Annotated in this window: 25 protein-coding genes; 17 read left to right on the forward strand and 8 right to left on the reverse strand. The window is 32.9% G+C overall.

All coding sequences use genetic code 11. From position 1 onward, the window contains the following. Positions 1 to 5: 5 nt before the first annotated feature. The 5 genes from Q7C23_RS16630 to Q7C23_RS16650 all read right to left on the reverse strand — a co-directional run bounded on the left by Q7C23_RS16630 (position 6) and on the right by Q7C23_RS16650 (position 5094). Positions 6 to 755 carry a rhomboid family intramembrane serine protease gene (locus Q7C23_RS16630; protein WP_375033580.1) on the reverse strand — a complete coding sequence of 250 codons (750 nt, stop codon included), beginning with the start codon at positions 753 to 755 and terminating at the stop codon, positions 6 to 8. After that, positions 752 to 2665 carry a DNA mismatch repair endonuclease MutL gene (gene mutL, locus Q7C23_RS16635; RefSeq protein ID WP_375033581.1) on the reverse strand — a complete coding sequence of 638 codons (1914 nt, stop codon included), beginning with the start codon at positions 2663 to 2665 and terminating at the stop codon, positions 752 to 754. Before mutL ends, Q7C23_RS16630 begins: the two co-directional genes overlap by 4 nt. A 171-nt stretch (positions 2666 to 2836) precedes the next feature. Next, a complete protein-coding gene (locus tag Q7C23_RS16640) occupies positions 2837 to 3520 on the reverse strand; it encodes a DUF6624 domain-containing protein (protein ID WP_375033582.1) in 684 nt (227 codons plus the stop codon). Positions 3521 to 3659: 139 nt separating this feature from the next. Continuing rightward, entirely contained in the window at positions 3660 to 4232 is a 573-nt protein-coding gene (gene ribH / locus Q7C23_RS16645) for a 6,7-dimethyl-8-ribityllumazine synthase (RefSeq protein WP_375033583.1), read from the reverse strand. 82 nt (positions 4233 to 4314) lie between these two features. Next, positions 4315 to 5094 (reverse strand): tol-pal system YbgF family protein, encoded by a 780-nt coding sequence (locus Q7C23_RS16650; protein ID WP_375033584.1) that lies wholly within the window; start codon positions 5092 to 5094, stop codon positions 4315 to 4317. Positions 5095 to 5336: 242 nt separating this feature from the next. Here Q7C23_RS16650 and recF point away from each other — a divergent pair, with 242 nt between their 5' ends. The 5 genes from recF (at position 5337) to hisC (ending at position 10356) form a co-directional block, all read left to right on the forward strand. Next, a complete protein-coding gene (gene recF / locus Q7C23_RS16655) occupies positions 5337 to 6416 on the forward strand; it encodes a DNA replication/repair protein RecF (protein WP_375033585.1) in 1080 nt (359 codons plus the stop codon). Between the two features lie 143 nt (positions 6417 to 6559). Then, on the forward strand, positions 6560 to 7258 hold the full coding sequence (locus Q7C23_RS16660; protein WP_375033586.1) for a thioredoxin domain-containing protein: 699 nt from the start codon (positions 6560 to 6562) through the stop codon (positions 7256 to 7258). Between the two features lie 9 nt (positions 7259 to 7267). After that, on the forward strand, positions 7268 to 7945 hold the full coding sequence (locus tag Q7C23_RS16665) for a DUF2461 domain-containing protein (protein ID WP_375033587.1): 678 nt from the start codon (positions 7268 to 7270) through the stop codon (positions 7943 to 7945). Positions 7946 to 8038: 93 nt separating this feature from the next. Then, positions 8039 to 9100: a glycosyltransferase gene (locus Q7C23_RS16670; protein WP_375033588.1), complete on the forward strand. Its 1062-nt coding sequence runs from the start codon at positions 8039 to 8041 to the stop codon at positions 9098 to 9100. Positions 9101 to 9255: 155 nt separating this feature from the next. Continuing rightward, positions 9256 to 10356, forward strand: coding sequence for a histidinol-phosphate transaminase (gene hisC / locus Q7C23_RS16675; protein ID WP_375033589.1), 1101 nt, complete (start codon positions 9256 to 9258; stop codon positions 10354 to 10356). A 9-nt stretch (positions 10357 to 10365) separates the two neighbouring features. On the opposite strand, the gene Q7C23_RS16680 is transcribed toward hisC, so the two are convergent. Continuing rightward, positions 10366 to 11184: a hypothetical protein gene (locus Q7C23_RS16680; RefSeq protein ID WP_375033590.1), complete on the reverse strand. Its 819-nt coding sequence runs from the start codon at positions 11182 to 11184 to the stop codon at positions 10366 to 10368. 241 nt (positions 11185 to 11425) lie between these two features. Between Q7C23_RS16680 and murB the strand changes: the two genes are divergently transcribed. The 9 genes from murB to Q7C23_RS16725 all read left to right on the forward strand — a co-directional run bounded on the left by murB (position 11426) and on the right by Q7C23_RS16725 (position 18044). Beyond that, positions 11426 to 12439: a UDP-N-acetylmuramate dehydrogenase gene (gene murB / locus Q7C23_RS16685; RefSeq protein WP_375033591.1), complete on the forward strand. Its 1014-nt coding sequence runs from the start codon at positions 11426 to 11428 to the stop codon at positions 12437 to 12439. A gap of 24 nt (positions 12440 to 12463) precedes the next feature. Continuing rightward, positions 12464 to 12952 carry a hypothetical protein gene (locus Q7C23_RS16690; RefSeq protein WP_375033592.1) on the forward strand — a complete coding sequence of 163 codons (489 nt, stop codon included), beginning with the start codon at positions 12464 to 12466 and terminating at the stop codon, positions 12950 to 12952. A 21-nt stretch (positions 12953 to 12973) separates the two neighbouring features. Continuing rightward, entirely contained in the window at positions 12974 to 13432 is a 459-nt protein-coding gene (locus tag Q7C23_RS16695) for a GNAT family N-acetyltransferase (RefSeq protein ID WP_375033593.1), read from the forward strand. Positions 13433 to 13441: 9 nt separating this feature from the next. Further along, positions 13442 to 14056, forward strand: a complete 615-nt coding sequence (locus tag Q7C23_RS16700; protein WP_375033594.1) for an FMN-binding negative transcriptional regulator — start codon at positions 13442 to 13444, stop codon at positions 14054 to 14056. A gap of 82 nt (positions 14057 to 14138) precedes the next feature. Then, entirely contained in the window at positions 14139 to 15245 is a 1107-nt protein-coding gene (locus Q7C23_RS16705) for a glycosyltransferase (protein ID WP_375033595.1), read from the forward strand. After that, positions 15236 to 15787 (forward strand): RNA polymerase sigma factor, encoded by a 552-nt coding sequence (locus tag Q7C23_RS16710; RefSeq protein WP_375033596.1) that lies wholly within the window; start codon positions 15236 to 15238, stop codon positions 15785 to 15787. The genes Q7C23_RS16705 and Q7C23_RS16710 overlap by 10 nt, the downstream gene beginning before the upstream one ends. Before the next feature lie 154 nt (positions 15788 to 15941). Then, positions 15942 to 16769, forward strand: coding sequence for an energy transducer TonB (locus tag Q7C23_RS16715; protein WP_375033597.1), 828 nt, complete (start codon positions 15942 to 15944; stop codon positions 16767 to 16769). 94 nt (positions 16770 to 16863) lie between these two features. Further along, a complete protein-coding gene (locus Q7C23_RS16720) occupies positions 16864 to 17601 on the forward strand; it encodes a DUF4184 family protein (protein ID WP_375033598.1) in 738 nt (245 codons plus the stop codon). Positions 17602 to 17663: 62 nt separating this feature from the next. Beyond that, complete coding sequence (locus Q7C23_RS16725) at positions 17664 to 18044, forward strand: PH domain-containing protein (RefSeq protein WP_072974609.1); 381 nt, start codon at positions 17664 to 17666, stop codon at positions 18042 to 18044. A gap of 63 nt (positions 18045 to 18107) precedes the next feature. Here the strand turns inward: Q7C23_RS16725 and Q7C23_RS16730 are convergent, their stop codons facing one another. Continuing rightward, positions 18108 to 18977, reverse strand: coding sequence for a M48 family metalloprotease (locus Q7C23_RS16730; protein WP_375033599.1), 870 nt, complete (start codon positions 18975 to 18977; stop codon positions 18108 to 18110). A 329-nt stretch (positions 18978 to 19306) separates the two neighbouring features. Between Q7C23_RS16730 and lipA the strand changes: the two genes are divergently transcribed. From lipA to Q7C23_RS16745, 3 genes are all read left to right on the forward strand, one after another. Next, complete coding sequence (gene lipA, locus Q7C23_RS16735; protein WP_047774095.1) at positions 19307 to 20173, forward strand: lipoyl synthase; 867 nt, start codon at positions 19307 to 19309, stop codon at positions 20171 to 20173. 76 nt (positions 20174 to 20249) lie between these two features. Next, positions 20250 to 21248, forward strand: a complete 999-nt coding sequence (gap, locus tag Q7C23_RS16740; protein ID WP_194657139.1) for a type I glyceraldehyde-3-phosphate dehydrogenase — start codon at positions 20250 to 20252, stop codon at positions 21246 to 21248. A 26-nt stretch (positions 21249 to 21274) separates the two neighbouring features. Then, on the forward strand, positions 21275 to 23449 hold the full coding sequence (locus Q7C23_RS16745; RefSeq protein WP_375033600.1) for an ATP-binding protein: 2175 nt from the start codon (positions 21275 to 21277) through the stop codon (positions 23447 to 23449). A 24-nt stretch (positions 23450 to 23473) separates the two neighbouring features. On the opposite strand, the gene lpxK is transcribed toward Q7C23_RS16745, so the two are convergent. Further along, positions 23474 to 24496, reverse strand: coding sequence for a tetraacyldisaccharide 4'-kinase (lpxK, locus tag Q7C23_RS16750; RefSeq protein WP_375033601.1), 1023 nt, complete (start codon positions 24494 to 24496; stop codon positions 23474 to 23476). Between the last annotated feature and the right edge of the window lie 78 nt (positions 24497 to 24574).

Genomic DNA, 24574 nt, shown 5'->3' on the forward strand with positions numbered 1-24574 from the left:
AAAAATTAATTCCAACGATTACTATTAAACTGATTTTTTTTCCAGTACCACATAATTAAAAACCCAGTTAAGGCACCTCCGATATGTGCAAAATGGGCTATTCCTGTACCTCCACTTCCAAATAAAGAACTTCCTCTAAATCCTAAAAACAAATCTATTGCTAAAATTCCCGGAACAAAATATTTGGCTTTAACTGGAATTGGAATAAACATAATACCCAATTCAGCATTAGGAAACATAAAAGCAAAAGCGGTCAGCAAACCATAAATAGCCCCAGAAGCCCCAACAACTGTTCCCATATAAGCATCAGTAAAAGCACTAAATTGCGAAACAGAAACTACATCCTGCCATCTTGTATCTATTTTTCCTTCACTTAAAAGTTTTAAAATTTCATCTTTCTGAAAACCATTAGCTATTAAAGCGCTTAAAGTATCCTGAAAAGAATAATAATTTACCACTGTATGTAATAGTGCTGAACCCAGACCACAGGAAATATAAAAAAACAAGAATTTTTTACCACCCCAAAAATGTTCAAGAGCAGAACCAAAAGAAACCATTGCAAACATATTGAAAGCAATATGCATAATCCCACCATGCATGAACATATGCGTAATAGGCTGCCAACCTCCAAAATGAGGGTTTTCAGGAAAAAACATTGCCAAATATTCATAAGAAACCGGCACAAGCTGCGAACCAATAAAAAAGATAATATTGATTATTAATAGTTGTTTTACAACTGGAGTCATGTTCATCATACGGCAAACTTTTTATCTATATCTTCAACACGCATTGTGATGAAAGTAGGTTTTTGAAAAGGTGAAATATTGGGATCTTTGCAGGCAAACAAACCGTTTACCAAATTATCTTGTTCTTTTTCGGTTAAATAAGATCCTGTTTTAACCGCTAAACTTTTAGCCATCGATTTTGCTATTGTATCGTTCTGACTATAGCTACTCGCCGGAATTCCGTCTTGTAAATCACTTAATAATTGCTCGATTACTAAGGAAACTTCACTTTCTGTAATATTTACAGGAATTCCTGAAATTACAATATGATCAGTCTGTACTTCATCAAAAACAAAACCTGTTGTTTCTAATGAAGGTTTCAATTCTTCAATTAATGTCATCTCATCTGAAGAATAAAACAAATTCAAAGGAAATAACAGTTGCTGACTCGAAGCCTGATTTACCGTCATATTCAGTAAAAATTGTTCGTATAAAATACGCTGGTGTGCACGTTGCTGATCAACGATAACCATCCCGGATTTTATAGGCGAAACAATATATTTTTTATGAATTTGATATGTTTTCTGACTTGCTGTTTCTACCTCATCATCATTAAACAAGGACGAAGTTACTTCTTCATTTTCAAAAGTAAAAGGTGAACTTTCTATACTTTCGGTATCCAAACCTACATATAAACTTTCCCAACTCGTAGTTGGTTCTACTCTTTTCGAATATCCGGAATAAGATGAACCTGAAGACGAAGAAGACGAACCTGAACTGTAACCAGATCCCGAAGAACCCGATTTTGTATAATGCTGATTGGTCTTATCATCCGTAAACGGATTAAAAGTACCGTCAACCTGAATCGTTGGAGTTTCGGCCTCTAAATCTTTATAATGGTAAGGTGTATCTAAATTGGCATCACGATCAAAGTCGAGAACCGGAGCCACATTAAACTGTCCTAAACTATGTTTTATTGAAGCTCTTAAAATAGCATATAATGCTTGTTCATCATCAAACTTAATTTCTGTTTTAGTCGGATGAATGTTGATATCGATAGTATTTGGCGGAACTTGCAGATACAAGAAATAACTTGGCTGAGAGCCATCTTTTAAAAGTCCGTCGTAAGCTGCCATCACCGCATGATGCAGATAACCGCTTTTGATGAAACGATCGTTTACGAAAAAGAATTGTTCTCCTCTATTTTTCTTAGCGAATTCAGGTTTACAAACAAACCCTTGAACGTTTATAATTTCTGTATCTTCATTAACCGGAACTAATTTCTCATTGGTTTTCCCAGAGAAAATTCCAACAACACGCTGGCGATAACCAGCAGCAGGCAAATTGTACATTTCGCTGCCATTATGATAAAACGTAAAATGAATATTTGGATGTGCCAAAGCTACACGCTGAAATTCATCCATAACATGACGAAATTCAACCGTATCTGATTTTAAGAAGTTGCGACGGGCCGGAATATTAAAAAACAGATTTTTAACTGCAAATGAAGTTCCTTTTGGTAAAACTGCTACCTCCTGGGAAACGAATTTACTGCCTTCAATTACGATATGAGTTCCTAGTTCCTCTTGATCTTGTTTGGTTTTCATTTCCATATGGGCAATCGCCGCAATGGATGCCAAAGCCTCACCGCGGAAACCTTTAGTGCACAAAGAAAATAAATCTTCAGCCTGACGTATTTTTGAAGTGGCGTGACGTTCGAAGCACAAACGTGCGTCGGTCACACTCATTCCTTTACCATTATCGATAACCTGTACTAATGATTTCCCAGCATCTTTAATGATTAATTTAATGTCGGTTGCATCAGCATCAACAGCATTTTCTAAAAGCTCTTTTACTACTGAAGCTGGTCTTTGAACCACTTCTCCAGCAGCAATTTGATTAGCAACGTGATCAGGAAGTAATTGAATTATACTCGACATTTAAAATTTTAGATTGTAGATTAAAGATTTGAGATTTTTGATTTGAAATCTAAATCAAGGTGTACAAATTTAATGAATTTCTGTTGGCTTTTTAAACTTAAGCTCTCATAAAAAAAACAAAAACCACAATCCTCTATAAAACAGAAAGATTGCATACAACTACCCCTCTATTTAATTAATTTTTGCTATTTCATCTAAGGTGTAAACTTTATATTCTATCCCCATTCTTTTAGCATTCTCTTCGACAGTACTTGTAAAGCCAGCTTTTTTTCGAAGTTCATTAACTTTTTCAGGATTTTCTATTGGAGATATGTAATTAAAAAATTCCTTTTTTCCTGTTTCCTTATTTGTTACTTGTTTCCCCTGCCCCTGCGTTCCGTAAATTTGCTCCTTTCCTTGTTGTGTCAAATAACGATCTTGCATCATAGCATATTTTGTAAATGGAATTTCTCCTTTTTTGGCTGCTTCTTCAATCATAGGTAAATAATTGGCAATTTTAGAACTGTGCTGGATAACAAACCATGCAGATTCATTCGTTGGTTCTCCTACTAAGCTTTTTCCCGGATAACCATAAACTGCAATAATTTTTTCAATTTTAATTAAATTAATCGAATCTTGCTTATTTATTGCTGACCAAATATTTTTTCTAAACGAAGGATCATTTTCGCGACCAACCTCTTTTAATATCTCCTTTTTACGATCTTCGGAAGTTTCGGAATCAACAAATTCCCTAAGGATTTGATCTGACTTCATAATTGAATCTAATTCAATTTTCAAGTCCTTATTAATACCATTCTGAGAATACCCTACACAGGAAAGAAAAATAAAACCAATAAGAAATAATTGTTTTTTCATAGAAATTTAATTTACAGATTATTTCAAATGTAATATATTTCCTAACCAACTTATCCTTAACAAATTCCCAAAAAAAGCATAAAAAAACCTATACTATTTTACAAAGTATAGGTTTTAGTATTTTTAAAACAATTGTGTTTTATTCGTTCTCGATTTTTATTGGCGTTTCTTCGATCTGAAGCGCACCTGAAGTCAATAAAGGCTGGTTAAAAGGATGGGACATTGAAGCCTGCTGACGAATATACGCCATCTTAATTGCTGCAATTGCCGCTTCGGTTCCTTTGTTTCCGTGAACTCCCCCGCTTCTATCGATTGATTGCTGCATGTTATTATCTGTCAAAACACAAAAAATAACCGGAATATCAGTTTGAACATTCAAATCTTTAATTCCTTGTGTAACACCTTCGCATACAAAATCAAAATGTTTTGTTTCTCCCTGAATTACACATCCAATTACAATAACGGCATCTACGTTTTGTGTTTGCAACATTTTCTTTGCACCATAAATCAACTCAAAACTCCCTGGAACATTCCAACGAATAATTTGTTGTGTAGGTACATCACAATCAACTAAGGCGTCAAAAGCGCCATTATAAAGTCCTTCCGTAATGGTTTCGTTCCATTCAGAAACAACAATCCCAAATCGAAAGTCTTTCGCATTTGGGATTGTGTTTTTATCGTATTCTGATAAATTTTTATTTTCGGTAGCCATCTGTACTATTTTAGATTTTTGATTTCAGAATTTTAGATTCTTAATTACAAATCTACAATCTTAAATCTAAAGTCTAAAATTTTTATTGTGCTAATCCAATCAATACATCAACAGAAGCTGCTTCTGGAGTTGCATCGAAGTTTTCTTTAATATCAGTTAAATATTTCAAAGCGTCCTCTTTTTGACCTAAAGCCAAAGCAGTTTTACCAGCTTTTAATAAGAAACGAGGCGTTGTAAAATCATTTTTATTAGACTCAGCAGCTTTCACGTAATACTCTAAAGCCTCTTTTTGTTGATTTTTTTGAGAATAAGCATCTCCGATAGCACCTTTTGCCAAAGCACTTAAAATCAAATCTTCAGATTTAAAGTTACCTAGGTATTTAATAGCGTCATCAAATTTACCTGTATTCAAATATGCCATACCAGCATAATAATTTGCTAAGTTTCCAGCATCAGTTCCAGAATACTCATCAGCAATTTTCACGAATCCGAATTTACCTTCAGAACCATTCAAAGCTAATTTGTATAATGAATCACTTGCAACACCATCAGTCGCTTTTTGGAAGTTTTGTTGAGCAACAAACATTTCGTTTGCAGCCTCATCTTGCTTAGGAGCTTCGATAAATTTTTGGTAAGCCAAATATCCAATAGTAGCAACCGCAATACCAGCAACTAAACCAATAATGATTTTTTGATTTTTAGCAACCCAATCCTCAGTTCTTGAAGCAGTTTCATCTAATTTAGAAAAAACACCAGCTGTTGTGCTGTCTTTTTCGTCAATGATTACCTGTGTTTCTTCAGTTACTTCTTTAACTTCCTTTTCTTTTGGTGCTTTATATCCTCTTTTATTGTAAGTAGCCATTTAAAATTAATTTAGTGAACGGCAAAAATAAAATTTTTATTGAAACTGAGGTAAAAAAAATCAATTTTATCACTATTTTAAAAAAAATATTTTTCTGAATGCTAAGTCCTTTCTTCTCAGCACTAAAATAATTCATCTTGAAACACGCCAAAAGCCTTTTATATCAATAATTTTCGATAATTTGCACCCTCAAATTTTTGCTGTTCTAAAACATCAGATTTTACCCTAGAGTTTCTTAAAAAATGCATTTAAACAAAATTTCTTTATTCAATTATAAAAATTTCTCTGAAGTCAGTTTCGATTTTGACCTCAAGATCAATTGTTTTGTCGGCAAAAACGGAATTGGCAAGACTAATGTGCTTGATGCAATCTATCATTTGGCTTATGGAAAAAGTTATTTTAATCCGTTAGCGGTTCAAAATATCAAGCACGGAGAAGAGTTCTTTGTTATTGATGCTGAAATAGTGAAAAATGACAGAACAGAACAAATTGTCTGCAGTTTAAAAAAGGGACAGAAGAAAGTTTTAAAAAGAAACGGCAAAGCTTACGACAAATTCTCAGATCATATCGGATTTATTCCACTTGTAATTATTTCACCTGCAGATCGCGATTTAATTGTGGAAGGAAGTGAGACACGTCGTAAATTTATGGACAGCGTGATTTCGCAATTAAACTCCACTTACCTGCATCAGCTTATTCAATATCAAAAGGTAATCGTGCAGAGAAATGCGCTTTTAAAGTATTTCGCCCTGAATCATACTTTTGATAATGATACCTTATCTATATATAATGAGCAGTTAAATAGTTTTGGACAATCTATTTTCGAAAAGCGAAAAGATTTTCTGGAACAATTTATACCTATATTTAATGTACATCATCAGGCCATCACAGGGTCTGAAGAAACCGTGCAATTGGTTTATGAAAGTCATCTCTATGAAAAAGACTTATTAACTCTTTTACAGGAAAACATCAATAAGGACCGGGCACTTCATTATACAAGTGTCGGAATCCATAAAGACGATTTATCTTTTGAAATCGATTCTTATCCTATAAAAAAATTCGGATCTCAAGGTCAGCAAAAATCTTTTTTGATTGCTTTGAAACTGGCTCAATTTGAATTTTTGAAGAAACAAAGCGGGGTAAAACCACTTTTACTTTTTGATGATATTTTTGATAAACTAGATGAAACCCGTGTTTCAAAAATCATCGAAATGGTAAATAGTGAAACTTTCGGGCAACTTTTTATTTCAGACACACATCCGGAACGTACCGAAGCAATTGTAAAATCAACGCATCAGAGTTATAAGATATTCAATTTATAAATTTTGATTCAGGTTTCAGGTTTAAAGCGTGACGTTGAAAACTTAAACAAAACCTCGTACTAAATTGATTTTACCATTCTGTTATGAAATCAAAAATGAAAAATCATTACTTTAGCAATACTTTATTTTTTAAATTCAACGTCATGAAATTCCCCAAAATTATATTGCTTATAGTTTCAATTCTATTATTTTCCTGCAACGATCAAAAAATAAAACCTTTTGAATCGATTGCTCCAAAAGAATTTGCAGATAAAATCAAAACAACTGAAAATCCTCAAATTTTAGACGTTAGAACTCCCGAAGAATTTGGATCGGAACATATTGATAATGCTGTAAACGTAAACTGGAACAGCGATGATTTTACAGCTAAAACCGAATCTTATGACAAATCAAAACCTGTTTTTGTCTATTGCTTAAGCGGAGGAAGAAGTAAAAAAGCAGCTGCAAAACTTCAGGAACTTGGTTTTACTACTATTTATGAGTTAGACGGTGGCTTCTTAAACTGGAGCGAAGCAGGATTATCGAATCCATCAACGGCTCAGGTTGGAATGACGATGAATGATTTCAATGATTTATTAAATACGGACAAAAAAGTTTTAGTTGATTTTTATGCCGAATGGTGTGGGCCTTGCAAACAAATGGAACCGTACCTTTTGAAAATGCAAAAAGAAATGGCAGATAAAGTTGTTATCATCCGAATTGATGTAGATAAAAACAAATCTTTGGCAGAAACAATGAAAATCACTCAGCTTCCCACTATTTTAATCTACGAAAACAAAGGCGTACGAAAGAAGCTAATAGGTTTAACAACAGAAGAAGATTTAAAAAAACAACTGCAATAAAAAACTAATATGCTAACGAAAGAATCATTGCAATTTTTAGACGATTTAAAAAAGAACAACAATAGAGATTGGTTTCAGGACAATAAAAAACGATACGAGATCTTCAAGAAAGATTATCATCAATTGGTGAGTGATTTTTTGGATGTAATGAAACCGCTCGATCCTTCTTTGGAATTATTGGAAGTTAAAAACTGTACTTTCCGAATTAATCGTGACATTCGATTCTCTAAAGATAAATCACCTTATAAAGCACATTTAGGTGTTTGGATGTCTGCCGGGGCTAAAGGCGCTAATCGTTCGGGATATTATGTTCATATTGAAAAAGGCGCCAGTTTTATTGCCGGCGGATTTTATTCACCAGAAGCTGAAGACTTGAAAAAAGTACGTAAAGAAATTGCTTTTTTTCATGAGGATTTAGAAGCTATTTTGGCTGATAAAAACTTTAAAAAGGAATTTGGAAGTTTAGATATAAACGAAACTAATTCACTTAAAAGCATGCCACGTGGTTATGAAAAAGACCATCCGGCGATTGCATTTTTAAAACTGAAAAGCTTTATGGCAACTCAAAAATATGATATTGCCGAAGTGACTCAAAAAGATTTCGTTGCCAAAATGAGCAGGAAATTAATCGCATTAAAACCATTAAATGAGTTCATCAATCGTGCTTTAGACACAGATGAGTTTTAATATTAATAAAGTTTTGCCACGAATTTCACTAATTTCCACTAATTAAATTCGTGCCATTCGTGAAATTCGTGGCAAAAAAATTAAGTTTGCCGAATGAAAAAAAGGAAAATACTTTTTCTGGGAGAATCGTATCGTGCGGACGCTATCACGTGGATGAAAGGTTTGAAGGAATTTGGCGATTTTGAAATCTGCACTTGGGAACTTCAAACACCAAATACTTCAAAACTGAATCGATTTAAACGTATTTTAGAATATGCGCGCTCTCCTCTTTCTATTCGAAAAACAATCCGACGCGAAAAACCGGACATGATTATTGCAGAGAGAACGACCAGTTATGGTTTTCTTGCAGCGATTTCAGGTCTGCATCCGATTGCAATTGCACAGCAAGGCCGAACTGATTTATGGCCTGACGGTTCTATTTTATTACCACTAAAAAAAATCATTCAGAAACATGCTTTCAAAAAAGCCGATTTGATTCACGCCTGGGGACCTGTTATGACCATTTCAATGAAAGCAATTGGCGTTGACATGAGTAAAGTTTTGGTGATCCCAAAAGGAATTGATTTGACGCTTTTCACTCCTTCTATTAATAATTCAAATAAAATTGAAGCAATTGTAACGCGATCTTTACAGCCAGAATATCGGCATGATTCTATTTTGAAATCTTTTGCTCTTTTAAATCAAAAAGGAATAGATTTCACTTTGACCATTGTGGGAGACGGAACCAGATTGCAATTCTTAAAAGATTTAGCCTGGGAATTACAAATCGAAAACAAAGTAATTTTTACAGGTAGAATTCCGAATACGGAACTTCCGAAATTATTACAGGAATCGAATATTTATATCAGTATGCCCATTACCGAAGGTGTTTCTGCCTCGTTGTTTGAGGCTATGGCTTGCAGTTGTTATCCGGTAGTTTCAGATATTCCGGGGAATCAAAGCTGGATCAAACATCGTGAAAACGGGCAATTGATTGAAATTGACAATATCGAAATGCTGGCTGAAGAATTAATTTGGTCTTTTGAAAATGTTGAATCTCGAAATAATGCTATTTTAGAGAATCGAAAATTTGTAAAGGAGAATGCGAATTATGATATTAATATGAAGGTTATTTCAGATAAATATCATGAGTTGCTGAATTTGCGTAAAACTTAACTGCAATGTTTGCAAAGGGTTTACGCAAAGTTTAGCGTCCATGGCGTAATTCACTGCGTTCCTTGCGGTTAAATCAGCACAGAGTTAATCGTAACTTTTCTTCAATCTCAACGACATACCATAAAAGGAATTGTTTAATTTAATCTAAAACAGAGATGAATAATAGACGAAATTGGCTAAAACAAATAAGTTTAGGCACGATAGCATTAGGATTTTATAACGTTGAAGCATTTGCAAAACCTGTTGAAGAAGCTATTTTACCTGATTTAGACAATTCTCCTACAACACTTCGATCAAATGAAAATCCGTATGGTCCTTCTCCGTTGGCCCGTGTCGCAATGGCAAAAAGCGTCAATAGCAGTAATCGATATGGTTGGGATCTTTCTTCGGAATTAATTACACAGATTGCCAAAAAGAATACTGTTACAGACAATAATATTCTGTTAGGAGCTGGTTCAACAGAAATTTTAGATTTAGTACTTCAATTTACCGCATTAAAAAAAGGTAATTTCATTTTGGCAGAAACCACTTTCGACTACTGGACAGCTCCTTTTGAAAAACTAGGACTTAAGAAAATTACTATTCCCTTAACCAAAGAAAAAAAGCATGACTTATCAGCTATGGTGAAAGCTATCGATTCAGACACTAAAATGGTTTATATCTGTAATCCTAACAATCCAACGGGAACGATATGTAGCAGACAAGAATTGGAATCCTTTATAAAAGAAGCAACAAAAAAAGCAATAGTGTTTGTTGATGAGGCTTATATCGATTTTACAAAAGAACAATCATTAAGTGATTTGGTTGTCGAAAATAAAAATTTGATTATCACTAAGACTTTTTCAAAAATGTACGGTTTGGCCGGCGCCCGAGTTGGGTATGCTATTGCACATGCTACTACTATTGAAGAACTTGATACTGTGAGATCATCACAGAATATGGCAGTCAGCGTTGTGTCGGCAGCGGCAGCTATAGCCTCTTTAAATGATGAAAAATTTATTCAACAAGTATATACATCAAATGAAGAAGTAAAAAAATATACGATAGACCAGCTAACTCTTCTTAACTTAACCTGCATTCCATCCTATTCTAATTTTATTTATTTTTCTTTAGACAATTATAAAAAAGATTACTTCAAACAATTGAAAGATCATAATATCATGGGAACTAAAATCTATGAGGAAAACGGAAAATGGACCAGAATTACGATAGGAACGATGAAAGAAATGCAACGGTTTATTGCGGCTATAAAATAATCAAATCCCTTAACAACCAACATAACTAAAAACGCCCATTGGTTTAATAATTTTTCCTTTTTCAGCCGTTTTAGAAAAATATAATGTGGGTCTTGAAAGGTTGTAATGACACGATGTATCTATAATTAAATCTAATTTAGAATCTCCGTCAATATCGCCAGCAAAAATGATTTTGATCATTTGATCATCAAAACTTTTTTGTGCAACTAAAAGATCTGTGATTTCTTTTCCGTTAACTTTTGATGTCAAATACAATTTGTAATTCGAGACTTCAATCCAATCAGAGCCTTTTTTATCTCCGGTTGCAGACAAAACATATTCTATCCCTTCAAAAGAAAATTTAAAATTATCTCCAGGATAAATACTCTCCGGCAACCTTATACTTGATATGTCTCTATTATTTAAATAAGCAAGTTTTTCAATTAAAACTACACAAGTATCTTTTGTGGCAACGCTAATATTCCATCCTGTTTGTTCATCTTCGCTTTCATCAATTATAGCATCATGCGCGTGTTTGATCGTTACTTTAGTTTCGGCAAGAGTATAGTTATCCTTAATTTTAAAAAGTCCAAACCAAATTTTCCTATCCAAATTGGGATCAACTTCATCATTATGAAATGTTTCAGGCTCAAGAATCTTGACTTTCAAAGTACTGTCGACAGGAAAAGAGAAATTATCTATTTTAGAATTTATTAAATTGACTTCGGATTTGTCTGTGGCTTTTTTAATCGCAATCTTTTTAATTACATTTTCTTCTTTAGATTTTATACAGCTTAAGAATTGGGAAATTACAAGAAACAAAAACAATATTCGATAAGTTATTTTCATCTTTAAAAGATTGATATATTTAAATCAAACATACGAAAGATAAAATCTAATATCAAAACCAACCTTAAAATTAAGTTACAATATTAAAAAGTCTTTATTATGAAAATTCATAAATACTTCTTCATCTGAATTAAAATTTTAATTTGATATTTATTTAAAACCCAATTCAAATAAATTATAATCCTTACTTTTGAGCTCAGAATTATCCCGATGCTTCGGGATCCAAAAAAGCCTTTTATTTATGGAAATCCAACCCAATTTTTCTTTAAAAAACTACAATACTTTCGGCATTGAAGCCAAAGCCAAACAATTTGTCGCAGTACATTCGGTTACTGAGTTGAAAACTATTTTAGAAGTTCACAAAAGCGAGAAAAAATTTATTTTAGGTGGTGGAAGCAATATGCTTTTAACAAAAGACATTGACGCTTTGGTGATTCATATAGATTTAAAAGGCAAAGAAATCATTAAAGAAGACGAAGATTTTGTCTGGGTTGAAAGTCAGGCCGGCGAAACCTGGCACGATTTCGTTTTATGGACAATTGACCATAATTTTGGAGGTTTAGAAAACATGTCTCTAATTCCTGGGAATGTCGGTACAACTCCAGTTCAAAATATTGGTGCTTACGGAACTGAAATCAAAGATACTTTTATTTCGTGTGAAGCCATCAATATCGAATCTCAGGAAATCAAAACCTTCACCAATACTGAATGTAATTTTGGATACAGAGAAAGCATTTTTAAAAATGAAGTTAAAGATCAATTTATCATTACGTCGGTAATTTATAAATTAACCAAACGCAATCATAAAATCAATACTTCTTACGGAGATATTACAGCTGAATTGGCTAAAAACAATGTTGCTTCTCCAACTTTAAAAGATGTAAGCAACGCAGTAATCGCGATCAGACAAAGCAAATTACCTGATCCTAAAGAATTAGGAAATAGTGGAAGCTTCTTCAAAAATCCAATTTTACTGAAATCAGATTTCGAAAAAATCCATCAGAAATTTCCGGAAATGAAATATTATGACATTTCTGAGACTGAAGTTAAAGTCCCGGCGGGTTGGTTAATTGAACAAGCTGGTTTTAAAGGAAAACGTTTTGGAAATGCCGGAGTACATAAAAATCAGGCTTTGGTTTTAGTAAATTATGGAAATGCAACCGGTCAGGAAATATTAGCAGTTTCAAAAGATGTTCAAAAAACTGTTTTTGAAACTTTCGGAATTCATATTGAAGCTGAAGTAAACGTAATTTAAGAATTTTATAATTTATTTTTCTAAATGAAAGAACTTAACTTCAGAGTAATTCTACTTCAATTACTTGGAATGATTTTCCTGATTCATGGTACACTTCAACTGCGATTTTATACTGTGGCTGAAGAGTTTATTTGTGCCACAACTCACAATAATAAATCGGAATGCTGGAATAGATTATTCCCTTCAAAAGAAGCTTTTTTTGACTTTTGGCCAAGTATTTATATCTGGATATTCTTAGGCCTTATAGCCGGAATTATTCTGGTTTCTTTCTTGAACTGGAAACATAAATTTTCATCACTAAATACAATTTTGGTCGCAATTGTAATGTATATTATTCTAAGACTTAAATTTTTTAGAAGAGGTGTGTTTTCCCGTTTGTTTGATTTTTTCGTATCTGCATTTTCTGATGATTTTGTAATACAATTTATCATTGGAGGAATTACTTTTACCTTACTGGGGCTTTTGATTTTATGGTTCAGTGTAAAACCAAATTTATTTGCTCTGAAAAACTAAACAACATCAAATTAAAAATCAATGTCAGAACAAATTTCCATAATTGTAACCAATCCAAATGACGAAAAAGTTCTGGCAATCATAGAAGAATTGTCGGCAAATCTTTATCTTCGTTTTGGAAGCGATGGAAAAAATTCTTTTAGCGATTGGGAATACAATAATTCAAAATATGTTTTTGCTGTTGCCAAAATTGACAATAAAATTGTTGGATGCGGTGCGATTAGACCAATCTCTGAAAACATTGGAGAAGTAAAACGAATGTATTCTAAATATCCCGGAAAGAAAATCGGCCAAACCGTTTTGGCATTTTTAGAAAATAAAGCTAAAAAAATTGGTTATACTGATTTGATTTTAGAAACACGAGTGAAAAATCAAGAAGCTACTCAGTTTTACAAAAAACAGGATTATAACGTAATTCCGAATTACGGAAAATATACCGATCGACCGGAAGCCATTTGCTTTGGAAAATCTTTAAAATAAACTCATAAAATGTATACACCTGAAATATACAAAGACGAAGATCCGGAATCAATCAAAGCTTTTTTGAAAGAAAACAGTTTTGGAATCCTCATCAATCAGACTAACGGAAAATTATGCGCTACTCATATTCCGATAGAACTTGAAGTAAATGCTGACGGAAAAGAGGTACTGCAGGGGCATATTTCAAAACTGAATCCACAAGCAGAAGGTTTTACTGAAAACAATCACGTTTTAGCTGTGTTTACAGGTCCACATAGTTATATTTCTCCTTCCTGGTACGATCACGAAAATGTACCAACATGGAATTATATAGCCGTACATGTTTATGGAAGAATTAAAATTGTCGATGAAGAAAGTACAATAGAACAATTAAAAAAACTGGTTGACAAATACGAAGCTAGTTCAGAGAATCCGATTAGAGTTGAGAATTTATCAACAAAAACAATGCGTGAAGCCAGGGGCATATTTGGTTTCGAAATAGAAATCGATGAGATTCAGGCCACCAAAAAACTCTCTCAAAATCGCGATGATCACAATTATAAAAACATAATATCGGAATTAGAAAAAACCGAAAACCCTCAGGCTATTGCTGTTGCAAAAGAAATGGCGAAATACCGAAAGTAAATTGGATTTAACCATTGAAAATTACGAATTCATAAGTACATTTGCACGCGCAAGATTCAGAAATTAAAAGACATTAAAACAGATGCTTATAACTTTATTTTACTTCTTTATTGCTATTGTTTTTATTCAAATTTTCTACTTCTTAGGAATTTTTGGAAAGTTTGCTTTCAGTAAACCACAAGAAATTACACAAAAAAAACTTCCTGTTTCTGTAATTGTCTGTGCTAAAAATGAAGAAGAAAATGTAAAAAAGTTCATTCCGTTATTAGCAGAACAAGATTACCCTGATTTTGAAATTGTATTAATTGACGATGCGTCAAGTGACGAAACCTTAGAAGTTTTTGAAGAATTTGAAAGCCTATATCCAAATATTCGTTTGGTAAAAGTGCAAAATAATGAAGCTTTCTGGGGTAATAAAAAATACGCTTTAACTTTAGGAATCAAAGCTTCTAAAAAAGAATACCTTTTATTTACTGATGCCGATTGTTATCCAACTTCAAAAGAATGGATAACATCAATGACCTCACAATTTACCATGAATAAAACTATTGTTTTAGGATATGGCGGTTATGAAAAAATTGAGCGTTCTTTATTAAATAAAATTATCCGTTTTGAAACTGTTTTAACAGCTGTACAATATTTTTCATGGGCTAAAATTGGAGCTCCATATATGGGAGTTGGGAGAAATTTAGCTTACAAAAAAGAAGAATTCTTTAATGTTAACGGTTTTATAGATCATATTCAGGTTCGCTCAGGCGATGATGATTTATTTATTAATCAGGCTGCGAATAAAAGCAACACTACCATTTCGTACAATCCGGAAAGTTTTACTTATTCAAAACCAAAAGAATCATATAAAGAATGGTTCACGCAAAAAAGAAGACATGTTTCTACTGCAGAATACTATAAGTTTTTTGATAAAATGCAGTTGGGTCTTTTTTATACCTCACAATTATTATTCTTTTTATTAGTTATACTTTTATTGGCTTTCCAGTTTCAATGGATTGCTGTATTGGCAATATTGGCAACTCGCTACACAGTTGCGTGGACTGTAATGGGATTTTCTGCTGGAAAATTAAAAGAAAATGATCTTAAAATATGGTTTCCGGTTGTAGAGATAGTGCTTATATTCACACAAATTAATATCTTTATAACTAATCTCTTTTCAAAACCTGTACATTGGAAATAAATTCTAAAATAGAAAAAGCAAAAAAAGGCGACCAGATTGCCTTTACTTTTTTATTAGATTTTTATTGGAATGAAGTGTACGGCTTCATGCTAAAACGTACTGAAAACGAAACTATTGCTGAAGATATAACAATCGAAACCTTCTCAAAAGCTTTCGACAAAATTGCTACTTACAACGCAGAGTTTCAATTCAACACCTGGCTAATTGCAATCGCAAAAAATGTCTATATTGATTTATTGCGCAAAAAGAAAACCAATCTTTTTATCGAAATTACAGATTCTGAAGATCAACAGGCATATAACATCGCCGACCCTACTCCATCTGCTGAAGATGCATTAATTAAAGAGCAAAATTTATCCCGATTGCTTTTATGCATCAAAGAATTAAAACCCCATTATCAGGAAGTCATTCAATTACGTTATTTTCAGGAAATGACCTATCAGGAAATTGCACTTAAAATTGATGAACCATTAAGCAACGTAAAAGTAAAGCTGCTTCGTGCTAAAAAATTATTAGCAGAAATAATTGAACGTAATAGATAATTTATTATCTTTAGATAAAGAATAAAATATTATCTTATTTTTTCTTAAAACAATCAATTATTCACATACTAAAACAACAACACCTACATTGTTGCTAAAACCAAAAACCTATCGCTTATGATTTAATGTTACTTAACCTTAAAATCCATTAATCATGTCTAAATCAAACATCTACGAAACCACTTGGACCGACCTTGTTTTCGAAAACAAAAACAAAGAGTACGGCGCGTATCAATTACGCCAGGAGAATTCAAAAACCACAGTAACAGCGCTATTTATGGGACTGCTATTTTTAGCAGGTATTGGAAGCGTATCGATGTTGATTAATAAACTTAAAGGGCAACCTGATCCGATAGAAACCGCACCAACCTTTACCGATCCAATGACGCCGGTTACAATTGATCCTTATGTTAAACCAGCAACGCCTGAACCAATTGCACCTCCACAACAAAGTGCACCAGCTGCTCCAGCAACCGATCTGTCTCAATTATCAAATCCGGTTATTGTGACTCCTGATCAGGCTGTAGACAACATTGCAACTAATGAGGAAAACACGGCAGTTGTTGACAATACTTCAGCGGGAACTGGTACTGTAGTAAATGCTCTGCCATCAACTGGTAGTAGTGGTAATGGTACAGAAATGGCACCACCAACTAATGATCCTGTAAATTCTGCTGTATTAGACAAAATGCCCGAATTCCCTGGAGGAATGGCGAAGTTTTATAGCTATGTTGGAAACAACTTCCAGAGACCGGAATTAGATGTTGAAAGAACATTAAAAGTATATGTTTCTTTTGTAATTGAAAGAGACGGTTCAATTACTGATATAAAGGTACTAAATGACCCTGGTTATGGCTTAGGAAAAGAAGCTATTAGAGTTTTGAAATCTATAAAAGCAAAATGGACTCCTGGAATACTTAACGGAAAAACAGTAAGAACAGCATATAATCTTCCAATAACAATAAAAACGGAAGTAGATTAAAAAAAAGAAAAGCAGAATTTAGGTTCTGCTTTTTTTTGTTCCATCATAAAACACTAATTTTAACTCTGTAGAAAACCTTACTTATTTGTAATTAATGCCTTTTACCTTTTCGCATCCCGCAATTATTCTTCCTCTTAAATATTTTCCAAGAAAATGGTTTTCGTTAACCGGTCTTGTAATTGGCAGTCTAACTCCAGATTTCGAATATTTCATCAGAATGAAAGTTCAAAGTACTTATAGTCATACTCTCGACGGGATATTTTGGTTTGATTTACCGCTAGGGATTTTATTAACATTCATTTTTCATAATATAGTTCGTAATAGTTTATATCTAAACTTACCTAGCTTTTTTAAATCTAGACTGTTACTATTTACCGAATTTAAGTGGAATACTTATTTTAAAGAAAACTATACTACTGTTCTAGTTTCTTTAATAATCGGAATAACTTCTCACCTTTTTTGGGATGCCTTTACACACAATCATGGTTATTTTGTAAACAAAATCCCTACACTCACTAACACTGCAACGATTCTTAAAAACGAAATCCCGCTTTGGAAAATAGCACAACATTTGAGTTCGTTAATTGGAGTATTTGCTATAGCTATAGCAGTATTAAGGCTTCCAAAAAAATTAAACTCTAAAACTTCAGTTAGCAAGAAATATTGGGTTACTATTCTCATCTTACTAATTCTAATTCTAGTTTCGAGATTTTCAATATCTTTTAACATAAAAGCTTTTGGTAACATAATTGTCTCCATAATATCCGCATTTCTGATTTCTTTAATTTCAACTCCATTACTAATTAAATCAAAAGTCGATTCAAAATTTTAACAAAATCACTTACTTTTACATTCATAAAAGAAAAGCATTTTATTAAAATTAAAAACTAAAAAATGGGAATATTTTCAGCACTTCTTGGAAATGCAGGTTCTGTAAGTCAGGAAGATTTACTAAAAAACTACGGACAGCTTTTAACTGATAATGAATCCATCGAAATGGGATTCAAATTAATCCGTGACACTTTTATCTTCACTAATAAAAGATTAATCTTAGTGGACGTACAAGGAATCACAGGAAGCAAAACAGAATATAAATCGATCGCTTACAAAAGCATTACCCGCTTTAGTGTAGAAACAGCGGGAACTTTTGATTTAGAAGCCGAATTAAAAATTTGGGTATCAAGCGAAGTGCAGCCAAGTATTGTAAAACAATTTACTAAATCTGTAAATGTTTATGATGTACAAAAAGTACTAGCTCACCATGTTTTAGGTTAATCATAAAATTAAAAAACCCGACAAATTTCAAAAATTTATCGGGTTTCTTTTTTCTAAAGGAAATTACTTTTTCTTTTTAGTTGTCGCTTTCTTTTTAGTTGTCGCTTTCTTAGTCGGAGCCGGAACGGTATTTACAATTTTTTGCTGTACATACGGCTTATACAAACCATCTTTTTCTGCTCTTTTTTTAGCATCTTCAGCTCTTTGTTTTGAATCTGGGTGTGAGCTCATCATTTTATCAATAAATGAGGCTTCTGCTCCTTCACTCATTTTGGATAAAATTCTAAAAGCAGATTCTTCTGCATTTACGTCATAACCATTCTTTTTCATGAAATTATACGCAAACAAATCAGCTTCTGCTTCTTGTTTACGGCTAAATTTACTATCAATAATAGCACTTCCTATTTTCCCTAACTGACTATCTGTAACAGTAGCCACAGTTGTTGATTGTGAAGCAGCTGCATCCATTAAAGCTTCTTTTTTATAAGCCGCTTTTATAGCATCTTGTGAATCATGGTTCGCCACGTGCCCAATTTCATGACCAATTACAGCAAGTAACTCATTATCATCCATGATATCCATTAATCCTGAATAAACACGAACACTACCATCTGCAGTTGCAAACGCATTTACTTCTTTTAATTTATATACTTTATAATTTAATGTATAGCCTTCACCAGCAGTATATTTTCCAAAAACTTTATTCAATCTTAAAGTGTATCCATCTGTGGGCCCGGCAATTTCATTTTCGGTATCCAATTTATCTACCGCCGCTTTAGACAATGCCGCAGCATCGGCATTGCTAAATGTAAAACCGGTAACACCTTTTTGAACAGCACCAATCGCTTTGTCTCCAAAGTTAATTTGCGCATTGACCTTAGTAAAACCAAAAGCGGCAAATAAAACTCCTAATACAATAAATTTCTTTTTCATACTTCTTATTATTTCAATTTAACAACAAATGTAGTACAGTAATATTCCTTTTTAGACTTCTTTTAAGTCCATTTTTTAACAAATAAAGATATAAATTTTAAATGAGTAAAAGTCAAAGGAATAGCATATTTAGCCTTTCTCTTCTAATAAACAACCAAAAACAACACCTTTTGGACATATGTTACTTCCAAAAAACAATATTTTAACAATTTGATAAAATAATCACCAAAACAGTTTTGCAAAATTGTAACAATACAATTTCAAATTAAACTATAAACAAATCATCAAATAAACTACAATGCTTATCTTTGTACTTTGAATTTTGATATATGGAAACAGTCATTGAAAACATACCAACTGGAAAACCTAAATGGTTAAAGGTTAAACTTCCAATTGGACAAAAATATACTGAACTTCGTGGTTTAGTTGATAAATACAGCTTAAACACTATCTGCACGTCAGGAAGTTGCCCAAATATGGGAGAATGCTGGGGCGAAGGAACAGCCACTTTTATGATCTTAGGAAATGTTTGTACACGTTCTTGCGGTTTCTGCGGTGTAAAAACCGGAAGACCAGAAACGGTTGATTGGGACGAGCCTGAAAAAGTAGCACGTTCTATAAAAATAATGAACATCAAACATGCCGTTATAACAAGTGTTGACAGAGACGACCTAAAAGATGGCGGATCAATTATCTGGATTGAAACTGTGAAAGCAATTCGCAGAATGAATCCAAATACTACACTTGAAACTTTAATTCCGGATTTTCAGGGAATCGAAAGAAACATTGACCGCATTGTAGAGGCAAATCCAGAAGTAGTTTCGCACAATGTCGAAACCGTTCGTCGCCTGACACGTGAGGTTCGTATCCAGGCAAAATACGATCGTAGTCTTGAAGTTTTACGTTACTTAAAAGAAAAAGGAATCAACAGAACTAAATCGGGTATTATGCTGGGACTTGGTGAAACTGAAGAAGAAGTTTTTCAAACCATGACCGATTTGCGTAATGCAAATGTTGATGTTGTAACTATTGGTCAATACCTACAACCTAGTAAAAAACACTTACCTGTAAAAGAATTCATAACCCCGGATCAATTTGCTAAATATGAAAAATTTGGTCTTGAATTAGGTTTCCGTCACGTAGAAAGCGGGCCTTTGGTTCGTTCTTCCTATAAAGCACAAAAACATATTTTATAAAAATAGTTTAATCGTTTATTTGTTTAATAGCAAAACCTATTAAACAAATAAACGATTTACTGAATAAACAATGCATTTGAAAACTAGAATTGCTATTAATGGTTTTGGAAGAATTGGCAGAAATTTGTTTCGCCTTCTTATAAACCACCCAGAAATTGAAGTAGTTGCAATTAATGATATTGCTGATAACAAAACTATGTCGCATTTGATAAAATACGACAGTATTCATGGAGTTCTACCTTTTAAAGTAAGTCACGACGAAGAAGGTATCATTGTTGACGGAAAACATTTTGTCTTTTTTCATGAAAAAAGCATTTCAAATTTAGACTGGAAAAGCCATTCTATTGATTTTGTAATAGAATCAACAGGAAAATATAAAACGCACGAAGAATTAAATGCACATATTGAAGCTGGAGCAAAAAGAGTAATTCTTTCGGCCCCATCAGAAGTTGATACAATAAAAACAGTCGTTTTAGGAGTAAATGATAGTATTTTAGACGGAAATGAGCTAATCGTTTCGAATGCAAGTTGTACGACAAACAATGCTGCTCCGATGATAAAAATCATTGATGAATTATGCGGAATCGAGCAAGCATACATTACAACGATACATTCGTACACAACCGACCAAAGTCTTCATGACCAGCCACATAAGGATTTACGCAGGGCGAGAGGCGCTAGTCAGTCAATTGTTCCAACAACTACAGGTGCAGCTAAGGCATTAACAAAAATTTTTCCTAAATTGCATCAAAAAATAGGAGGTTGTGGTATTCGTGTTCCCGTTCCTGATGGTTCATTGACCGATATCACGTTTAATGTAAAACGTGCTGTCACTATAGAAGAGATTAATAAAGCATTTGAAGAAGCTTCAAAAACGCATTTAAAAGGAATATTAGATTACACAGAAGATCCAATTGTTTCTGTCGATGTAATTGGCAATACACATTCGTGTTTGTTCGATGCGCAACTTACTTCCGTTATTGACAAAATGGTAAAAGTTGTGGGTTGGTACGATAACGAAATTGGTTATTCATCAAGATTAATAGATTTGATTTTACTGATAAGGAAAACATAAGATTCATTGTAAAAGCATTGCCATACATGAAATACCATCTTCTTATTCTTGTTTGTTTTTTAAATTCATTTTTGTATTCTCAAACTCAAAAGAAGAATACAGATAGCATTTCCTATTATAATAAATTAGCAAACTCAAATCTTGATAAGAAAAAGTACAATCAGGCTGTCTTTTATACCAAAAAATCAATCGATTTCTGTCAGACAAGTGGTCAGGGTGAAAATTTAGCCAATCAAACTTTTAAGCTGGGAAAAATTTTCTACAATCAGCAAAATTATGATGAAGCCTTAAAAAACTTTCACAAGAGTGTTTCATTATTTGACAAAGTCAAACCAACATGTACCAAAATTTTAGCTTTGCATTACATTGGTGCCAGTAACACTGCAAAAGGAAATTATGATGTTGCGAATGTTTACTATCAAAAAGCAGATAGTTTACTTAAACAATTAAAACTTGTTGACCATGCTGAAATTTTAGATTATCAAAAAGCAATGGCCTTAAAAGCCAGCAAAAATCTACCTCTTGCGGCAAAAACTTTCCATCAAATAGTAAAGAAACCGGACAATCCAAAGATCCTTAAAACCAAAACAGATTCTTATTATCAGCTTGGCTTGATTGAAACTCAACTTAAGAGAAACGATTCGGCACTTGTACACTTCGAGAATGCTTTAGATTATAGTATCAAAAACAATAATTTATCTCAAAAATCACAGATCATTTTAGCCATAAGCAGATACTATAAAAAACAAAGAAACTTTGATCTTGCTTACTCTTACCTTGACGAACATTACCAAATTGAGAACTATATTCTCAAGTTAAAAAATGCAAAACTAGATTTGAATGAGTATGAAAAGTTCAAAAAAACACAGTCTATAAACAACACACTTAAACGTGAAAGTGAAGAAAAAATACAGTTAAAAACCTATCGATATTCAAAATTGGTTAGCATTCTGGCTATTGCTTTGATTTCGATTTTATCGCTTTTAAGTCTGGCTTTATACAAAAACAACATTATTCGAAATCAGAATAATCTACTTTTAAGAGAAAAAAACAAAGAGCTTATTCTTGCTAAAAATAAAGCTGAAAAAGCATCAAAAGCCAGATCTGAATTTCTATCTACTGTAAGTCACGAACTGCGGACGCCGCTGAATGCAATTAATGGAATAACGCATTTACTACTCGAAGACAATCCGAAAAAAAATCAGCTAAAGTATTTAGAATCCTTAAAATTTTCAGGAAATTACCTTACTACCTTTATCAATGAAATTCTTGAAATCAATAAAATTGACTCTACTAAAGTAGAGATCGAAAACATAAGCTTTAATTTAAAAGAACTTTTATTTAATATTCAAAGCTCCTTAAAAGAACTGGCAACCGCCAACAAAAACTACTTCAATCTCGAAATAGACGAAACTATTCCGGACAATTTAATTGGAGATCCTACTAAGTTATCTCAAATCATTTTAAACTTAATCAATAATGCCCTTAAGTTCACTCAAAATGGAAATGTCAATGTAATTGCAAAATTATATGCCATTGAGGACGAAACTGCAACCGTTTATTTTGAAATTGTTGATACCGGAATTGGTATTCCAGAAGATAAATTACAAACGGTATTTGAAAGCTTCTCACAAGGCTCTATCGAAGTAAATCGAAAATATGGTGGAACCGGTTTAGGTCTTACCATCGTAAAAAAATTGATTGAACTTTTAGGAGGCGAGATAAAACTAAAAAGTGAAGTTGGAAAAGGATCTACCTTTACATTTAAATTAGATTTTAGTATTAATAAAGAACCTTTAGAAGTGGCTAAAGAAGCAAAACCATATAACGACAAACAATTAAAACACAAATCAATTTTATTGATTGAGGATAACAAAATCAATCAAATGATTACCAGAAAAATGCTGGAAAACAAAGCTATACTCTGCGAAATCCTGGATAATGGCGAAGAAGCTGTAGAACTTTTAAAAGTGAAACGTTTCGACATGGTTTTAATGGATGTGCATTTACCAGGCATTAACGGAACAACTGCGACAAAACTTATCAGGGAATTTGATAAAAACACTCCAATTATTGCTTTAACTGCTATTTCGCTTGATGAAAATCGAGAGATGCTTTTATCTTTTGGAATGAATGATGTTATTACTAAACCTTTTGTTCCGGACGAATTCTATACTATAATTGCTAAGTTTTTTGATTAAGCAAGTTTCTAAGATACCAAGTCGCTAAGATTCTGAGTTTTTTTTCACATACTCCAAAACCGTCGCGTCAAAGTTTTGATGCTGATTGATAAAAGTACTTTTTATAGGAAGATAGTACAATTTTGAAACCAATTTAGAATCCTTTAGACGAACATAATCTTTCTCTGTAGTAATGATTTTTTTGTCGTTTCCTTTGTTTTGAATTTCATCAAGATCAGAATCCGAAAAATGATGATGATCCGGATAAGTAAGGCATTCATCATTTTCATTCTTTAAATAATCAAAAAAAGGCTTTGGTTTTGCTATTCCGGCTAAAAGTATTTTGGCTTCTGATTTAATATCCTTTACTGCAACTGTCGCCTCTTTACTATAAATCGCATCATCATACTCTATAAAAGTAAAGTAGATTTGCTGTAAACAATTTAAGTTCAATTTCAATCTAATTTCTTCTTGCTTTTGATCCGATAAATCTTTTGGACATTTTGTTACCACTACAATATTGGCACGATTAGCCCCGCTTCTACTTTCGCGCAAATTTCCGGTTGGTAACATAAAATCATCAGCATATAAATCTCCGTAAGAAGTTAGCAGAATATAAAATCCGGCTTTTACTTTTCGGTGTTGATAGGCATCATCCAACAGAATTACATCCGGTTTATTTTTTTGAGAAAGTAATTGCGTTATTCCGTTTGTTCGATTTGCATCAACAGCAACCTGAATATTGGGGAATTTTTGATAAAACTGAAAAGGTTCATCACCAAGAATTTCAGCATTTGAAGTTCCATCAGCCAAAACAAAACCTTCCGATTTACGCTTGTAACCACGGCTTAAGGTGGCCACTTTATATTTATCAGACAATAATCTAATAAGATATTCTATTTGAGGTGTTTTCCCGGTTCCGCCCACGCTTAGATTTCCAACGGCAATAACCGGTATATCAAATGAAGTTGATTTTAGAATTCCTATATCAAAAAGAAAATTTCTAATTGAAGTAATGAATCCATATAAAATAGCAAACGGAAAAAGTATTTTTCGAAGTACATTCATTTTACGAAAGTATAATTTTTTTCGTTAATTTGTTTCAAGTTTCGGGCTCATCGTAAAACATAAAACCTGAAACTTGAA

It is taken from the genome of Flavobacterium sp. LAR06, from assembly GCF_041946075.1.
Taxonomy (GTDB): Bacteria; Bacteroidota; Bacteroidia; order Flavobacteriales; family Flavobacteriaceae; genus Flavobacterium.

Coding starts and splice junctions, on each gene's coding strand:
- mutL (WP_375033581.1), bottom strand. CDS start 2,665: ATGTCGAGTATAATTCAATTACTTCCTGATCACGTTGCTAATCAAATT.
- Q7C23_RS16745 (WP_375033600.1), top strand. CDS start 21,275: ATGAAATACCATCTTCTTATTCTTGTTTGTTTTTTAAATTCATTTTTG.
- Q7C23_RS16725 (WP_072974609.1), top strand. CDS start 17,664: ATGGGAATATTTTCAGCACTTCTTGGAAATGCAGGTTCTGTAAGTCAG.
- Q7C23_RS16695 (WP_375033593.1), top strand. CDS start 12,974: ATGTCAGAACAAATTTCCATAATTGTAACCAATCCAAATGACGAAAAA.
- Q7C23_RS16640 (WP_375033582.1), bottom strand. CDS start 3,520: ATGAAAAAACAATTATTTCTTATTGGTTTTATTTTTCTTTCCTGTGTA.
- recF (WP_375033585.1), top strand. CDS start 5,337: ATGCATTTAAACAAAATTTCTTTATTCAATTATAAAAATTTCTCTGAA.
- lpxK (WP_375033601.1), bottom strand. CDS start 24,496: ATGAATGTACTTCGAAAAATACTTTTTCCGTTTGCTATTTTATATGGA.
- Q7C23_RS16630 (WP_375033580.1), bottom strand. CDS start 755: ATGATGAACATGACTCCAGTTGTAAAACAACTATTAATAATCAATATT.
- Q7C23_RS16650 (WP_375033584.1), bottom strand. CDS start 5,094: ATGGCTACTTACAATAAAAGAGGATATAAAGCACCAAAAGAAAAGGAA.
- Q7C23_RS16670 (WP_375033588.1), top strand. CDS start 8,039: ATGAAAAAAAGGAAAATACTTTTTCTGGGAGAATCGTATCGTGCGGAC.
- Q7C23_RS16660 (WP_375033586.1), top strand. CDS start 6,560: ATGAAATTCCCCAAAATTATATTGCTTATAGTTTCAATTCTATTATTT.
- Q7C23_RS16665 (WP_375033587.1), top strand. CDS start 7,268: ATGCTAACGAAAGAATCATTGCAATTTTTAGACGATTTAAAAAAGAAC.
- Q7C23_RS16690 (WP_375033592.1), top strand. CDS start 12,464: ATGAAAGAACTTAACTTCAGAGTAATTCTACTTCAATTACTTGGAATG.
- murB (WP_375033591.1), top strand. CDS start 11,426: ATGGAAATCCAACCCAATTTTTCTTTAAAAAACTACAATACTTTCGGC.
- Q7C23_RS16705 (WP_375033595.1), top strand. CDS start 14,139: ATGCTTATAACTTTATTTTACTTCTTTATTGCTATTGTTTTTATTCAA.
- Q7C23_RS16700 (WP_375033594.1), top strand. CDS start 13,442: ATGTATACACCTGAAATATACAAAGACGAAGATCCGGAATCAATCAAA.
- Q7C23_RS16680 (WP_375033590.1), bottom strand. CDS start 11,184: ATGAAAATAACTTATCGAATATTGTTTTTGTTTCTTGTAATTTCCCAA.
- Q7C23_RS16720 (WP_375033598.1), top strand. CDS start 16,864: ATGCCTTTTACCTTTTCGCATCCCGCAATTATTCTTCCTCTTAAATAT.
- Q7C23_RS16715 (WP_375033597.1), top strand. CDS start 15,942: ATGTCTAAATCAAACATCTACGAAACCACTTGGACCGACCTTGTTTTC.
- Q7C23_RS16730 (WP_375033599.1), bottom strand. CDS start 18,977: ATGAAAAAGAAATTTATTGTATTAGGAGTTTTATTTGCCGCTTTTGGT.
- lipA (WP_047774095.1), top strand. CDS start 19,307: ATGGAAACAGTCATTGAAAACATACCAACTGGAAAACCTAAATGGTTA.
- hisC (WP_375033589.1), top strand. CDS start 9,256: ATGAATAATAGACGAAATTGGCTAAAACAAATAAGTTTAGGCACGATA.
- ribH (WP_375033583.1), bottom strand. CDS start 4,232: ATGGCTACCGAAAATAAAAATTTATCAGAATACGATAAAAACACAATC.